Here is a 13,543-nt window from a genome sequence, read left to right on the forward strand (position 1 = left end):
ACCGCACTGCCAAGAACCACACCAAAGGAGGGAAGATTTGGACGTCTCAAGTCGGGTTTTAAGTGAGCTGGCCAGCCGTGAGCAGGCGCTCGATGCACAGATCGAAGCGGCCCGTCAAGACGCCACGCGTGAAATCGAGGCTGCCGAAGCCGAGGCCGCGCGTATTTTGAAGGAGGCCGGCGAGCAAGTCAAAACGCTCACCGCTGCCCGCGAGCAAGAAATGGCCGCAGAAGGCGTGCGCGTCCGTGAGGAAGCGCAGGCACAGGCCAAAGAAGAGGTGCTGGTAGCCCACACCCGCTCGGATGCCAAAATGGGTCAGGCGGTGGAAACCATCCTGCGGGCGGTGTTGCCGTGATCAACAACATGCAGCAGGTGGTGATCGCCACCCGCAAGCAGGGCAGCCGCGACGTCATCGAAGCGCTGCAAGATGCTGGAGCGCTGCATTTGGTGCCGGTCAAAGCGGAAGGGGTGCTCAACGCTGGCCCGCTGACCGGTGAGGACGCCGAGTTTCGCCGCGAAAGCGAGCGGCTCCTCGCCCGCGCCGAGACCACCCTGACCGAATTGGGCGCGTCCCGCCGCGTTGCTGCGGCGGTGCCTGCCGAGTCAGAGTGGCCCGCCCTTCTCGAAGAAGTGGCTGGCCCCGCCGCTGAGTTGGCCAAGCGGCGGCAAGCCTTAGACGCCGATATGGACGTGGCCCGCACCTACGGCTCCGCCGTCAAAGCGCTGAGCGAGCTGTCCGGCGGCCTCGATCAAAGCCGCCGGGTCAGCTTGGTGCCGTTTATCTATCAAAAGCCTGAAGACTTGAGCGCTTTGCAAGCCGCGCTGCAAGGAAGTCTGGACGGCCGCTTTGAAGTGGCGACCCGCCCGCTGTCGAACGCTGACCACGTGGGCGCGGTGGCCACCCTCAGCATCGACCGTGACGCGGCCCGCGCCGCCCTCGGCAAAGCCCGCCTCGGCGAGCTGCGGTTGCCGGGGCGCTTTGATGGGCAGCCGATCAGTCAGGTCAGCGCCGATCTGAGCCGCATCGAGCGTGAAGGTGCGCCGCAGCGCGACGCTTTGGAGCGTGAGCGCACTGGCCTGGCCAACAAGTTCGGGCCGACGTTGTTCGCCATCCGTGATGCCCTGAGCGATCAGGTTGCCATTCACGACGTGGAGGGCATGAGCGCACGCGGCAAATACAGCCTCGTCATGCAGGGTTTTGTGCCAGAAGACCGGATTTCCGGCCTCAAGTCGGCGCTCGACCGCTTCGGTGACGCGGTGAGCTACGAGTTGCACCCGGTGGACTCGCACCACACCGCCCATGTGCCGGTCGAACTCAAAAACACCTCCTACAGCAAGAACTTCGAGCTGATTTTGGGGATGCTGCCGCTGCCCCGCTACGGCAACTTCGATCCCACCGGCATCATCTCGTTTTTCTTTCCGCTGTTTTTCGGCTTTATCATCGGTGATATCGGTTACGGCCTGCTGTTCTTTATTGTCGGTACTTGGTTTGCCCTCAAAGCCAAGAAGGGCGAGGGCGTCAACCTTGCCGCCATGAACTCGTACCTCTCGCCCGATGTAATGGGCAAGCTCGGCGTGATTATCCGCACCATGAGCACCTGGGCGATTTTCTGGGGCTTCTTGACCGGTGAGTTTTTCGGCAACCTCGCCGAGCACCTGCACATCTTCTACGTCAATCACGACTGGATTCGGCGCATCTGGGGCATCACCGTACCCGGCGAGCAGGAAAGCGGCTTACTGCCGATTGTCTTCCCGCGCTTGGCGTCTTATTTCACCAACACCGCCCTGATCACCACGCTCATCGTCGGTATCGGCATGGTGCTGTGGAGCTGGCTGATCCGCGTTCAACTGGCCAGCCGTCACGGCGACAAAACCCACTTGTGGGAAGCCATCGGCATGCTCGGCGGCTTGGTCGGCTTGATCAGCCTCGGCTTTTTGTCGCAGGGCGGCAACCAATTGGTCAATGCAGCCATCTACAAAGATTTCTCTAGCCCACTCCTGATTGCCATGTACATCGGTTTTGCCGTTTTCGTTCTCGGCATGGTCATGTCCAAAGTCTTCTTGATGATCATTGAAATCCTCTCGCAGGGCGGCAACATCATCAGCTTCGCCCGTCTGTTCGCGGTGGGTGTAGCAGGCGCAATTCTGGCCAACCTCGCCACCGATCTGGGCTGGGGGATGTACGAGCGCATCGGCGTCCTCGGCATCATCGTCGGGGTGATTCTGGCGCTCTTGGTTCACGCCTTCGCGCTGGCCATCACCATCATCGGCCACGTTTTGCAGCCCATCCGTTTGCATTTCGTCGAATTTTTGACGCCCACCGGCTATCACAACGAATCTGGCGTGCCGTATAGCCCACTGCGCCGCCTCAGCCCGCCCACCGGCACGGCCATCAGCAAGCAGTGAGTGTTCTTTCTTCCACCTCTCCCTCAAGTTCATCCCCCATTCAAAGGAGCACCCGCATGACCAAGACCAACAAGATCGCCCTCGCCGCCCTCGTTTTCGCCCTCGCCAGCACCGGCTTTGCTCAGGAAGCTGTCGTTCCTGCCACGACTGCCGTGAACTCCAACGGCGGTCTGATTGCCGTGGGCGCGGGCCTCGCGTTGGGCCTCGGCGCAATCGGCACTGGCCTTGCTCAGGGCCGCATCGGTGCGGCTGCCGCTGGCGTGACCGCCGAGAACCCGGGCCGCTTGGGCTTGATGCTCCTCTGGTTTGCCATCCCCGAAACCCTGGTGATCTTCGGCCTGGTGGGCTTCTTCATTCTCTCCGGCAAGATCTAAGCGATGGCGCTCGATAAACTGCTCGAAAACGAGGCGCAGTCGGAGATCGAGCGCATCCGCGCTGAGGCGCGTGACCGCGCTGGAGCCATTATCCGGGCTGCCCAAGAACAAGCCCAAACCCTCATCGAGAGCCGCACCCGGGCCTTAGAAACCCAGACGCAGGCCTCACTGACCCGCGCCCGCTCGGCAGCCGATTTGGAGCGCAGCGCTTCACGGCTCAACGCGGGCGAAAACGGGATGAGCCGGGCCTTCAAAACTGCTCAGCATGAACTGCTGGCCGTGACCCGCGCTCCCGAATACAAAGACATTTTGGCCCGCCTGATTGCAGAAGCCCGCGCAGTGGTGCCCAACGCCGAGGCGATTGAAGTCCATCCCAACGAAGCCCACGTAGCCCGCGAACTCGTCACTGACCTTGAAGTGCGTGAGAACTACGCCATTCAGGGCGGCGTGCGGGTGGTGGCCAACAACGGCAAAAGCGGCGTGACCAACACTTTGCAGGGCCGCTTGGAGAGACTGCAAGGCACGCTTGCTCCGCAAGTCAGCCGCATTCTCTCGGAAGGCTGATATGGCCGACGACTACGGTTACATCAACGCCCGCATTAAAATGATGCGGACGCAACTGCTCGACGGGCGTGCCCTCGATTCCGCGCTGGGCGCACAGACCTACCCCGAGTTTTTGCGGTTGCTGAGTGAGTCCGAGTTGTCGGGCGACCTCTCCGCCGCCACGGCTCAGGGCGCGGGCCTGCCCGAACTCGATCAAGGCCTCTCCAAGAATTTCTTCGAGACGGTGGAAAAGGTCTACCGCTTCGCGGACGGCGACGCTAAAGCCGAAATCGGCGTGCTGCTGCAAAAGTGGGACCTAGTGAATCTGAAGTCCATCGCCCGTGGCCTGACCAGTGGCCGCAGCGGTGAGCAACTGCTCTCCAGCCTGATTCCCGGCGGCACCATTCCGATGACCACTTTGCAAACCGCCCTTCAAGGTGGCGACCTCGCCTCGGCTTCCACCGCGCTGACCCTCACCGGTCACCCGCTGGCGGCGGCGTTCCGCGAGGGCGTGGCGGCCTACAGCTCCAGCAGCAAACTGCTCGATCTGGAAGTCGCTCTCGATCAAGCCTATTACCGCTACGCGCTGCGGGTTTCGCGCAACACCTCCCTGCGCCGCTACCTGTCGCAGGAAGTGGACATCACCAACGCACTGACCTCGCGCTCTCTGCGCGGTGTGGGAGCCAATCCGGCTCTGTTCGTGGAAGGCGGACGCAACATCGACGCCGGAACCTTCCTGCGGCTCACCGAAGGCGACCCCAGCGGCGCGGGCGAGATGGCTCCGATTCTGGAAGCCGCTGGCCCCGCCGAAGCTGAGAAGGTGGCCCGCGAAATGCTCGATAACGCCGCCCGCAACGCTGCGGCCGGCGATCCGCTGGGCGTGGGCGTGGCGATTGACTTTTTGCGCCGCAAGGAACAGGAAATTGCCAAGCTCCGCCTCATCGGGCGCGGCAAGTTCTACAACGTGCCGGGCGAGCAGATTCGTCAGGAGGTGGCGCAAGGATGACCCAAAAAGTAGGAACCTCAGCCACCCAGCGGGTCGTCGTCTTGGCCGACAACGAAACGGCCACCGGCTACCGGCTGGCAGGCGCGGAAGTGGTGGAAGCCACTGCCGAGAACGCTCAGGCCAAGTTGGAAGAGATGATCACCAGCAACAAGTACGGCTTGGTGGCCGTCGATACCGGTTTGATCGCTGATCCGGCTGGCTCCACCGCCCGGCTTATGCGTGGGCGCGATCTGCCGATTATTTTGCCGATTCCCAGCCTCAGCGACGCTTTCAGCGCCGAGCAGGTGGACGCCAAAGCGTACATGGGCAAACTGGTGCGCGAAACGATCGGCTTTGATATCAAGCTTTAAACAGTGGGCGGGGGCAGGGGTCGCCGGGCAAAGCTCAAAGACTCACAAATGCTTTCCCGGCTTTTCCTTAGACTCCTAACCCCATTCACCTCTTAGACTTCCCTTTTAAGTACGGCCAGATTACCGTTTCGGGATTCCGCGTCTTGGGCAAAGCGGCACCTCTCGGGCCTGCCCGCAAAAAGTGCTTCATCCCTCCACTCTCGCCTAGCCGTACCTTTTCAACTTCTCGCTTCTTGGGCAAAGCGGCACCTATTGGGCCTGCCCGCTCCGCTCGGTTTATCTTTAGATAAACGTCGTTCTACTCAGGAGTATCCATGACCCAAAACAAACAAGGCGTCATTGAGCGCATCGCCGGGCCTGCCGTGATTGCCCGCAGCATGTACGGCGCAAAGATGTTTGACATCGTGCGCGTCGGTGACGAAAGACTCGTCGGTGAGATCATCCGCCTCGACGGCGACACGGCCTTCGTGCAGGTCTACGAAGACACCTCTGGTCTAACGGTTGGTGAGCCAGTCGTCAGCACTGGTCTGCCGCTGTCCGTCGAACTCGGGCCGGGCATGCTCAACGGCATTTATGACGGCATTCAGCGCCCGCTCGACAAGATCCGCGAGCAGTCCGGCGACTTTATCGCACGCGGTATCGAAGTCAGCTCGCTCGACCGCGACCGCAAGTGGCACTTTACCCCCAGCGTCAGCGCGGGCGACGAAGTGACCGGCAGCGCCATCCTCGGCACCGTGCCGGAGTTCAGCTTCACCCACAAAATCCTGACGCCGCCCGACAAGAAGGGCCGCATCAAGAGCATTGTGGGCGAAGGCGATTACAATATCGACGACACCATCGGTGAGCTGGAAGACGGCACCAAGCTGCGTCTGGCCCACTACTGGCCGGTGCGTGCGGCGCGTCCGGTGGCCCTAAAGAAAGACCCCAGCTTGCCCTTCCTCACCGGCATGCGGATTCTGGACGTGCTGTTTCCGCTCGTCATGGGCGGTGCGGCGGCGATTCCTGGTCCCTTCGGCTCGGGCAAAACCGTCACCCAGCAGTCGGTGGCCAAGTACGGCAACGCCGACATCGTGGTCTACGTGGGCTGCGGCGAGCGCGGTAACGAGATGACCGACGTGCTGGTCGAGTTCCCCGAATTGGAAGATCCCAAGACTGGCAACCCGCTGATGCAGCGCACCATCCTGATCGCCAACACCTCCAACATGCCGGTGGCGGCGCGTGAGGCCTCGGTTTACACCGGCATCACGCTGGCCGAGTACTTCCGCGATCAGGGTTACTCGGTTTCCTTGATGGCCGACAGCACTTCCCGCTGGGCCGAGGCGCTGCGTGAAATCAGCTCCCGCCTCGAAGAAATGCCCGCTGAAGAAGGCTACCCGCCTTACCTCTCGGCCCGCCTCGCAGCTTTCTACGAGCGTGCCGGAGCGGTGCGTACCCTCGCGGGCGAGGACGGCGCGGTCAGCGTGATCGGCGCGGTTTCACCGGCGGGCGGCGACATGTCCGAACCCGTCACTCAGGCGACGCTGCGTATCACTGGCGCGTTCTGGCGCTTGGACGCGGGTTTAGCCCGCCGCCGCCACTTTCCGGCAATCAACTGGAACGGCTCTTACTCGCTGTTCACCCCGATTCTCGATAGCTGGTACCGTCAGAACGTGGCCGAGGATTTCCCCGAACTGCGTCAGCGCATTCAGAACCTCCTTCAGCAGGAAGCCAGCCTACAGGAAGTGGTGCAGCTCGTCGGCCCCGACGCTCTGCAAGACAGCGAGAGACTCGTCATCGAAGCGGGCCGGATGCTGCGCCAGGATTTTTTGCAGCAAAACGGCTTTGATCCGGTGGACGCCAGCGCCTCGATGCCCAAGAACTACGGCCTGATGAAAATGATGCTCAAGTTCTATGACGAAGCCGACGCCAGCTTGAAAAACGGCGCGACCATCGACGAGATCATCCAGAACTCGGTTATCGAGAAACTCAGCCGCGCCCGTTATGTGGCCGAGGGTGATTTCATGGTTTACGCCGAGAACTTGATGGACGAGCTGGACACGACCTTCAAAACCAAAGCAGTACAAGGAGTGAACGCGTGACCTTGCTCCAGAAAGAATACAACGACGTTTCTTATATCTCCGGCCCGCTTCTGTTCGTCAATGCGGCCTCAGATTTGGCTTACAACGCTATCGTGAACATCAAAGACGGCAACGGACGTATTCGCGGCGGACAAGTCATTGAAGTCAGCGACGACCACGCCGTGATTCAGATTTTTGAAGATACACGCGGACTCGACCTCGCCACCGCTTCGGTGAGCCTAGTCGAAGACGTGGCCCGCTTGGGCGTCTCCAAGGACATGATCGGACGCCGCTTCGACGGCTTGGGCCGCCCGATTGACGGTCTGCCCAATGTGATCGCCGACAAGCGGCTGAGCATCAACGGTCAGGCCATGAACCCGGCCAGCCGTGCCAAGCCTGAAGAGTTCATCCAGACCGGCATCAGCACCATCGACATCAATACCAGCCTCATTCGTGGTCAGAAACTGCCGATCTTCTCCGGCTCGGGTCTGCCGCACAACGAGCTGGCCGCCCAGATCGCCCGTCAGTCTAAGGTGCCCGGTTCTGACGAGCCGTTCGCGGTGGTCTTCGCGGCGATGGGTTTGACGCAGCGCGAAGTCAGCTTCTTCACGCAGGAATTTGAGCGCACAGGCGCTCTGGCCCGTGCGGTGCTGTTCCTCAACAAGGCCGACGATCCAACCGTTGAGCGCATTTTGACGCCGCGCATGGCGCTGACCACCGCCGAGTATTTGGCCTTCGAACACGGCTACCACGTGCTGGTGATTCTGACCGATTTGACCAACTACTGCGAGGCTCTGCGCGAAATCGGCGGAGCACGCGAAGAAATCCCCGGACGGCGCGGCTTTCCCGGCTACATGTACACCGATTTGGCCTCGCTATACGAGCGGGCAGGCGTCATTCAGGGCAAGCCCGGCAGTGTCACCCAGATTCCGATTCTCTCGATGCCCGACGACGACATCACCCACCCGATTCCTGATCTGACCGGCTACATCACCGAAGGCCAGATCGTGGTTGACCGTACGCTCAACAGCAAAGGCATCTTCCCGCCGATCAACCCGCTGCCCAGCCTGTCGCGCCTCATGGGCAACGGCATCGGCAAAGGCAAAACCCGCGCCGATCACAAAAATGTCTCGGATCAGCTCTTTGCCGCTTACGCCAACGGCCTCGATCTGCGCAAGCTCGTCGCCATCACTGGTGAAGACGCGCTGACCGAGAACGACAAGCTGTTCCTGCGTTTCGCCGAGGACTTTGAGAACTACTTCATCGGTCAAGGTGGGCAAGACCGCAGCATCGAGGACTCGATGACGGTGGCCTGGGGCATCCTGAGCAAGCTGCCCCAGTCGCAGCTGACCCGCATCGGCAAGGACTCGATTGATAAGTATTACGGCACCAAGGTGGACGAGATGTGGAAGGGCAACCGGATGTAAGGTTGTCGGCGGTGGGTTGTACGGGTCAGCCCCTACAACCCACCGCCCAAACCTCAAAAAGGAGGTGAATCATGGCAGACATCAGTCCAACCCGCAGCGCACTCCTTGCCGCCAAAGCCAGCCTTAAGACGGCCAGCGGCGGCGCAGATTTGCTCAAGCGCAAGCGTGACGCTCTGATCGGCGAGTTTTTTGCATTGATCAAAGACGCGCTGGCGGCCCGCGAAGAACTTAGCGGCGTCAGCAAAGGCGCTTACGTGTCCTTGTTTTCGGCCAAAGCGTGGGACAGTCCTGAAGCGGTGGAGAGTTTGTCGCTGGCTCAGGGCAGCGAGTACAACGTCAATATGGAAATCGTCAGCATCTACGGCGTGAAAGTGCCGAAGATGGAGATTCCTGACCGTGGCAACGCGGCAGCGTTTAGCCCGATCAACGTCGGCTCGCGCACCATTCAGGCCGCCACTGATTTTCAAACGGTGATGAGCGCACTGGTCAAGGTGGCCGCCACCGAAACCAAATTGCGGCGCATCGGCGAGGAAATCAAAAAGACCTCGCGGCGCGTCAATGCTTTGGAACAGGTGGTGATTCCGGGTATTCTGGCCGAAATCCGCTTTATTCGCGGCGTGCTTGATCAGCGCGAGCGTGAAGAGAGCTTCCGCCTCAAGAAGATCAAGGCCAAGCTGGAACGCGAAGCCGCCGCCAACAAAAAAGCCGCCAAGGAAGCGCAAGCCGCCGACTGAGCGCTGCTTTATATCGAATCCGCCGTTTCCTGATGGGAAGGGCGGTTTTCTCATTCCTCAGGCGAGTCCGCTAGTTTCTGGGTGGCGGCTCTCAGATGCGCCCGCGCCGCCGCTTCCAAGTCAGCAAACTCTGGCGTGTTGTAAATCCGCTCGCGCTCAAGAAAGTGGCTCAAGATGGCTTGCCGCCCCATCCGGTAAATGGGCCAATCTACGAACTGATATTCCCGCCGAATGGCCCGCTCATACGCCCAGAACTCGGCATCTGAAGCGCCAAATACGGCCAAGTCGGCGTCCACCATTAAAGCGGCGGCGACTGAGCTTGGGGGCTGGTCGTGCTTGGTCGCCAGAATCAGCGCCCCGACTTCCCTCTGAAGTGCGTCCGGCTCATCTTGTTCTGCCAGCCACGCTCCGAACACTTCTGCGCTGCGGGCCTCGTTGTCGTTTCGGGCAGGATCGTAGATCAGATCATGGCCCCAGATTGCCAGTACTAGCACTGGAGTCAGAGCGCAGCGTTCCTCAAGGGCGCTCAGCATGGTTTCCACATGCCGGAGGGTGTGGTAGGCGCGGTGAGCTTCGGCGTAGAAGGGAGTGCAAAACGCCCGCACCGCTGCCATGTCCGCCCCTGCCACCTTCACGGCAGCCGTCCCAGTGCCTCCGCCACCAGCGCATAAATTCCCGCTTCATCGGCCCCCGTCACCAGTTGCACATTCGGTTCGCCGTCCACCTGCACCGTTTCGCCCAGGCGTTTGCCGCTGTCGGTCAGGATGTCCACGCGGGCCTCCTCCCACTCGAACAGCTCTTGAGAGAGCATCAGCGCCGCCGTGCAGGGGTCGTGGAGTGCCCCCACCGTCTGACCCAGCTTGCCAATCCGGTCTAGATAATCGTCGAGCAGGGCGGCGCAGGTTTGGGCGGCAGCGGTGCCGACAGCGGCGAGTTGCTGCGCCCGCGCCCGCGTGACCTGCACTTGCCGCGTCAGGTTCAGCCCGATCAAAGCGAGTTTTGCCCCGGCTTTCAGCACCACATCGAAAGCGTGTGGGTCGGCGTAGGCGTTGAACTCGGCGCGTGGGGTGGTGTTGCCGAGTCGGGGCGCACCATTTTCCAGACTGCCGCCCATGATGATGATCTGCTTGGCTTCCTTCAGCACACCAGGCCTGAGCCGCTCAGCCAGTGCCAGATTGGTCAGCGGGCCGGTGGCCAGCAAAGTGATCTCGCCAGGCTGGGCGCAGAGCTGGCGAATCAGCGTTAGGGTGGCGTGTTCGCTCCTGACGGGCACATTGGGGGAGGGCAGCGGCACCCCGCCGAGGCCGCTGACGCCGTGAATCTGCGGCGCGTAAACCGGTTCGCGCACCAGTGGATTAAGCGCTCCGGCATAGACCGGCACGTTCTCGCGGCCCGCCAGTTTCAGCAGGGCGCGGGCGTTGTGGGTGGTGGCGCTCAGCGGCGCGTTGCCGTGCGTGGTGGACACGCCCAGCAGGTTCACGTCCGGGCGGCCCAGCAAGGTGAGCAGGGTGATGGCGTCGTCGCTGCCGGGGTCGCAGTCGTGCAGGGTGGGAAAGGAGCGGGCATTCATTCGCCCATTATCGACTTTCTGGAGACGGGCTGTCCGTGATTTGCGCGGCGCTGAGGGCAAAGCGGCGCAGGTGCAGCAAGCTCAGCAGCAGGGCAACGTTTTGTGCGAGGCCCATCACCAAAGCGGCGACGAGCGGCCAGACTGCGCCCTCTAACAGCACCAACCAGCTTTCGGGCAAGTCAAACGCAAAAAAAGAGCGGGCCACCGCCAGCAGCGGCAGCAGCGAGAGCCGACTGGCGATGTCAAAGGCCAGCAGCACCAAGCAGAAGATCAGCCAGTTGCCGAGCCGTTCGGCGGTGGGTTGCAGTGCCTCACTCAGTTCGCCGCGCAACTTGGCCTGCGTGAGACTCAGCCATTGCCGCGCCGCCGCCAAAATCAAATTGCCCACCAGCACCGCAAGCGCCAGGCCGAGGGCGACCAAGCCGCCGAGCAGCGCCAGCGTCAGTTTTAGCTCTGGCCCGATCGAGAATGGGCCCAGCGCGGCGGTGTTCAGTCCGGTTTCGGCCAGTGTCCTCACCGATAAACCGCCCGCCAGTATCAAAACCGCCGCCCCGAGCGCCGATCCCCACTGCGTCACGCTGAGCGTGGTGTTTAAGCTCAGGCGCAGGGCTTCACTGCGCTGCAAGTTGACGGCCTCACCCTGCGTCCAGCCGCGCACGCCGCCGAGGTAAGCCCGCGTCCAGCCGATCAGGGCGGTACTGAGCCACGTGCTGACGACCACCGCTGACACGCTCAGGATGCCCAGCAGCGACAGAGTGAGGGTGAACTGCTGAAGCTGAGAAGCAGACAGCGGGGCCGTAGGCGTCCAGTTTGTCAAAAGGGTCGCTGAGTGACTCCACAGCCAAATCCACGATCCAATCAGCGCCAACGTCAGTCCTATCCCGCCGCCCAAGGTGACGCCGCTGAGCGCCCCGAGCGCTTGATCAAGGGCTATGCCGCTGCGCTGAGCAGTCTGCTGAGAAGTGGGGATCACCCGCTTATTTTGCTGGATGAGCGGCTCAATTTGGCGAAGCAAGCGTCTGGTTTTCGCAGGAACCTATTCATTGAACAGCCGTTCAAAGAATGTTAATCTGCTGGGCGGAGGCTGAATTCATGCCGCAACCCGAAGGTTCTGCTTTGCCGTTCCGCCCCGCCTTACCCGCCATCGGTATCACCGCGCTGGGAGTCTACGCGCCTGAAAAAGTCGTGACCAACGCCGATTTTGAGCAGCACCTCGACACCTCAGACGAATGGATTTTTTCGCGCACCGGCATCCGTGAGCGCCGCTTTGCCGCCGAAAACGAATACACCTCGCACATGGGCGTGCGGGCGGTGCAGGATTTGGTGCGGCGCTTTCCTCACGCTTTGGAGGGTGTGGACGCGGTGGTGTGCGCCACCGGTAGCCCCGACGCGCTGTTTCCATCCACTGCCGCGCTGATCGCCGGACAGGTTGGCCTGCGCGGAGCGGCGGCGTTCGACGTGTCGGCGGCGTGCAGCGGTTTCGTGTACGCCTGCTCGGTGGCTCAGGGCCTGGTGGCGGGCGGCTCGGCCAAGAAGGTGCTGCTCGTAGGAGCTGAAACCATGAGCAAGATCGTGGATCAAACGGATCGTGGCACCGCCATTTTGTTTGGCGACGGCGGCGGGGCCATGATTATTGAAGCGGTGCCGAGCGGCTACGGCTTCGAGTCGTTCGTGCTGGGCGCGGATTCGGCGGGCGCGGAGAGCTTGTACGTGCGCTGTGTGGCGCATCAGTTGCCCAGCGGAGCCGCCATGCAACCGTATCTGGCAATGAACGGCCGCGAGGTCTTCAAGTTCGCGGTGCGGGTGATGGGCGAGAGCGGCCACGCCGCCATGCAAAAAGCCGGACTGAGCGTCAAAGATGTGGACTGGCTCATTCCGCATCAAGCCAATATCCGCATCATCGAATCGGCTTGCCAGCGGTTTGGGCTCTCCTTAGACAAAACGGTGGTCAATTTAGATCGCTACGGCAACACCTCCGCCGCCACCATTCCGTTGGCACTGGCCGAAGCCTACGACGACGGACGTATCCAAGACGGCCAACAGCTGCTGATGATCGCCTTTGGCGGCGGCCTGAGCTGGGGCGCGACTACGCTGAAGTGGTACGACCCGCTCAAGCACGCGGGGACGGCGCAGGCGGATCAGGCTTTAGAGTTACAAGTATGACTTCAATGAAAATTGCGGCCCTCTTTCCCGGTCAAGGCTCGCACAGCATCGGCATGAGCGCCGACCTCATCGCCGAATTTGACAGCGTCCGCCAAGTCTTTGACACCGCCGAATCGACTTTGCCCGGCCTCCGCGCCCTGATCGAAACGGGGCCGCTGGATGCCCTGACCCTGACCGCCAATCAGCAACCCGCATTGGTGACGGCCAGCTTGGCGGCTTACCGCGCTTGGCAAGTCCACACCAACTTGAACCCTTTCGCGGCGGCGGGCCACAGCCTGGGCGAATACAGCGCCCACGTCGCCGCCGGAACCCTGACGCTCTCAGACGCCCTGAAGCTGACCCGCAGGCGCGGTGAGCTGATGCAGGAAGCCGTGCCAGTCGGTGTGGGCGCAATGGCCGCCATCATGGGCGATCCGGGCGTGGTCGAGGAAGTCTGTGCGGGTCTGGAAGGTGTGCAACCTGCCAACTACAACGCGCCGACCCAGACCGTCATTTCCGGTGAAAAAGCTGCTGTGGAAGCCGCTTGCGCCCAGCTCAAGGCACGCGGCCTCAAAGCCATTCCGCTGAAAGTCAGCGCTCCCTTTCACTGCGCTTTGATGCAGCCAGCCGCCGAAGCCCTCGCTCCCGATTTGCGGGCCGCGCCGCTGGGCCAACTGGCTTTTCCGGTGATAGCCAACGTGAACGCGCAGGCTATAAGTGACGCGGCGGAGGTGCCGGAACTGCTGATTGAGCAGATCACCGGCAGCGTCCGCTGGGTGCAGAGCATTCGCCAACTCGCCGAGATGGGTGCGGAAGTCTTCGTGGAATTTGGGCCGGGTACGGTGCTGACCGGGCTGGTCAAGCGGATTTTGCCGGACGCACGGGTGATGAACGTGGGGAATGCGGCGCAGGTCAAGGAGTTTGAGTTATGATT

14 protein-coding genes are annotated in these 13,543 nt (G+C 61.8%); 11 read left to right on the forward strand and 3 right to left on the reverse strand.

Features of this window, described 5'->3' with window-relative positions; genetic code table 11:
- Window positions 1-37 precede the first annotated feature (37 nt).
- The 9 genes from FNU79_RS02255 to FNU79_RS02295 all read left to right on the forward strand — a co-directional run bounded on the left by FNU79_RS02255 (window position 38) and on the right by FNU79_RS02295 (window position 8,897).
- Entirely contained in the window at window positions 38-355 is a 318-nt protein-coding gene (locus tag FNU79_RS02255) for a V-type ATPase subunit subunit G family protein (RefSeq protein ID WP_143719242.1), read from the forward strand.
- Window positions 352-2,406, forward strand: a complete 2,055-nt coding sequence (locus FNU79_RS02260; RefSeq protein ID WP_143719243.1) for a V-type ATP synthase subunit I — start codon at window positions 352-354, stop codon at window positions 2,404-2,406. The genes FNU79_RS02255 and FNU79_RS02260 overlap by 4 nt, the downstream gene beginning before the upstream one ends.
- A gap of 56 nt (window positions 2,407-2,462) precedes the next feature.
- Window positions 2,463-2,780: a V-type ATP synthase subunit K gene (locus FNU79_RS02265; RefSeq protein ID WP_124869793.1), complete on the forward strand. Its 318-nt coding sequence runs from the start codon at window positions 2,463-2,465 to the stop codon at window positions 2,778-2,780.
- A gap of 3 nt (window positions 2,781-2,783) precedes the next feature.
- Window positions 2,784-3,344, forward strand: coding sequence for a V-type ATP synthase subunit E (locus FNU79_RS02270; protein ID WP_124869790.1), 561 nt, complete (start codon window positions 2,784-2,786; stop codon window positions 3,342-3,344).
- 1 nt (window position 3,345) lies between these two features.
- Window positions 3,346-4,329 carry a V-type ATPase subunit gene (locus FNU79_RS02275; protein ID WP_143719244.1) on the forward strand — a complete coding sequence of 328 codons (984 nt, stop codon included), beginning with the start codon at window positions 3,346-3,348 and terminating at the stop codon, window positions 4,327-4,329.
- Window positions 4,326-4,679, forward strand: a complete 354-nt coding sequence (locus FNU79_RS02280) for a V-type ATP synthase subunit F (RefSeq protein WP_124869785.1) — start codon at window positions 4,326-4,328, stop codon at window positions 4,677-4,679. Before FNU79_RS02275 ends, FNU79_RS02280 begins: the two co-directional genes overlap by 4 nt.
- A gap of 314 nt (window positions 4,680-4,993) precedes the next feature.
- The gene (locus FNU79_RS02285) at window positions 4,994-6,757 is read left to right on the forward strand and encodes a V-type ATP synthase subunit A (protein WP_143719245.1); all 1,764 of its coding nucleotides are present in this window, start codon (window positions 4,994-4,996) and stop codon (window positions 6,755-6,757) included.
- Window positions 6,754-8,163, forward strand: a complete 1,410-nt coding sequence (locus tag FNU79_RS02290; RefSeq protein WP_143719246.1) for a V-type ATP synthase subunit B — start codon at window positions 6,754-6,756, stop codon at window positions 8,161-8,163. Before FNU79_RS02285 ends, FNU79_RS02290 begins: the two co-directional genes overlap by 4 nt.
- Before the next feature lie 68 nt (window positions 8,164-8,231).
- The gene (locus tag FNU79_RS02295; RefSeq protein WP_143719247.1) at window positions 8,232-8,897 is read left to right on the forward strand and encodes a V-type ATP synthase subunit D; all 666 of its coding nucleotides are present in this window, start codon (window positions 8,232-8,234) and stop codon (window positions 8,895-8,897) included.
- Between the two features lie 50 nt (window positions 8,898-8,947).
- On the opposite strand, the gene FNU79_RS02300 is transcribed toward FNU79_RS02295, so the two are convergent.
- From FNU79_RS02300 to FNU79_RS02310, 3 genes are read right to left on the reverse strand one after another with little or no spacing between them, the layout of a single operon-like run.
- A complete protein-coding gene (locus tag FNU79_RS02300; protein WP_225429821.1) occupies window positions 8,948-9,532 on the reverse strand; it encodes an HD domain-containing protein in 585 nt (194 codons plus the stop codon).
- The gene (locus FNU79_RS02305; RefSeq protein ID WP_143719248.1) at window positions 9,529-10,467 is read right to left on the reverse strand and encodes a nucleoside hydrolase; all 939 of its coding nucleotides are present in this window, start codon (window positions 10,465-10,467) and stop codon (window positions 9,529-9,531) included. Before FNU79_RS02305 ends, FNU79_RS02300 begins: the two co-directional genes overlap by 4 nt.
- A 7-nt stretch (window positions 10,468-10,474) precedes the next feature.
- Window positions 10,475-11,440 carry a hypothetical protein gene (locus FNU79_RS02310; RefSeq protein ID WP_143719249.1) on the reverse strand — a complete coding sequence of 322 codons (966 nt, stop codon included), beginning with the start codon at window positions 11,438-11,440 and terminating at the stop codon, window positions 10,475-10,477.
- Window positions 11,441-11,559: 119 nt separating this feature from the next.
- On the opposite strand from FNU79_RS02310, the gene FNU79_RS02315 reads away from it, so the two are divergent.
- Complete coding sequence (locus tag FNU79_RS02315) at window positions 11,560-12,630, forward strand: beta-ketoacyl-ACP synthase III (RefSeq protein ID WP_143719250.1); 1,071 nt, start codon at window positions 11,560-11,562, stop codon at window positions 12,628-12,630.
- 5 nt (window positions 12,631-12,635) lie between these two features.
- Complete coding sequence (gene fabD / locus FNU79_RS02320) at window positions 12,636-13,541, forward strand: ACP S-malonyltransferase (protein WP_143719343.1); 906 nt, start codon at window positions 12,636-12,638, stop codon at window positions 13,539-13,541.
- Window positions 13,542-13,543: the final 2 nt, after the last annotated feature.

This window comes from Deinococcus detaillensis, from assembly GCF_007280555.1.
GTDB classification, from domain to species: domain Bacteria; phylum Deinococcota; class Deinococci; order Deinococcales; family Deinococcaceae; genus Deinococcus; species Deinococcus detaillensis.

Bases quoted from the DNA above. Each gene is read 5' to 3' on its own strand.
- FNU79_RS02315 (WP_143719250.1), top strand. From the start codon at position 11,560: ATGCCGCAACCCGAAGGTTCTGCTTTGCCGTTCCGCCCCGCCTTACCC.
- FNU79_RS02275 (WP_143719244.1), top strand. From the start codon at position 3,346: ATGGCCGACGACTACGGTTACATCAACGCCCGCATTAAAATGATGCGG.
- fabD (WP_143719343.1), top strand. From the start codon at position 12,636: ATGAAAATTGCGGCCCTCTTTCCCGGTCAAGGCTCGCACAGCATCGGC.
- FNU79_RS02265 (WP_124869793.1), top strand. From the start codon at position 2,463: ATGACCAAGACCAACAAGATCGCCCTCGCCGCCCTCGTTTTCGCCCTC.
- FNU79_RS02285 (WP_143719245.1), top strand. From the start codon at position 4,994: ATGACCCAAAACAAACAAGGCGTCATTGAGCGCATCGCCGGGCCTGCC.
- FNU79_RS02305 (WP_143719248.1), bottom strand. From the start codon at position 10,467: ATGAATGCCCGCTCCTTTCCCACCCTGCACGACTGCGACCCCGGCAGC.
- FNU79_RS02280 (WP_124869785.1), top strand. From the start codon at position 4,326: ATGACCCAAAAAGTAGGAACCTCAGCCACCCAGCGGGTCGTCGTCTTG.
- FNU79_RS02270 (WP_124869790.1), top strand. From the start codon at position 2,784: ATGGCGCTCGATAAACTGCTCGAAAACGAGGCGCAGTCGGAGATCGAG.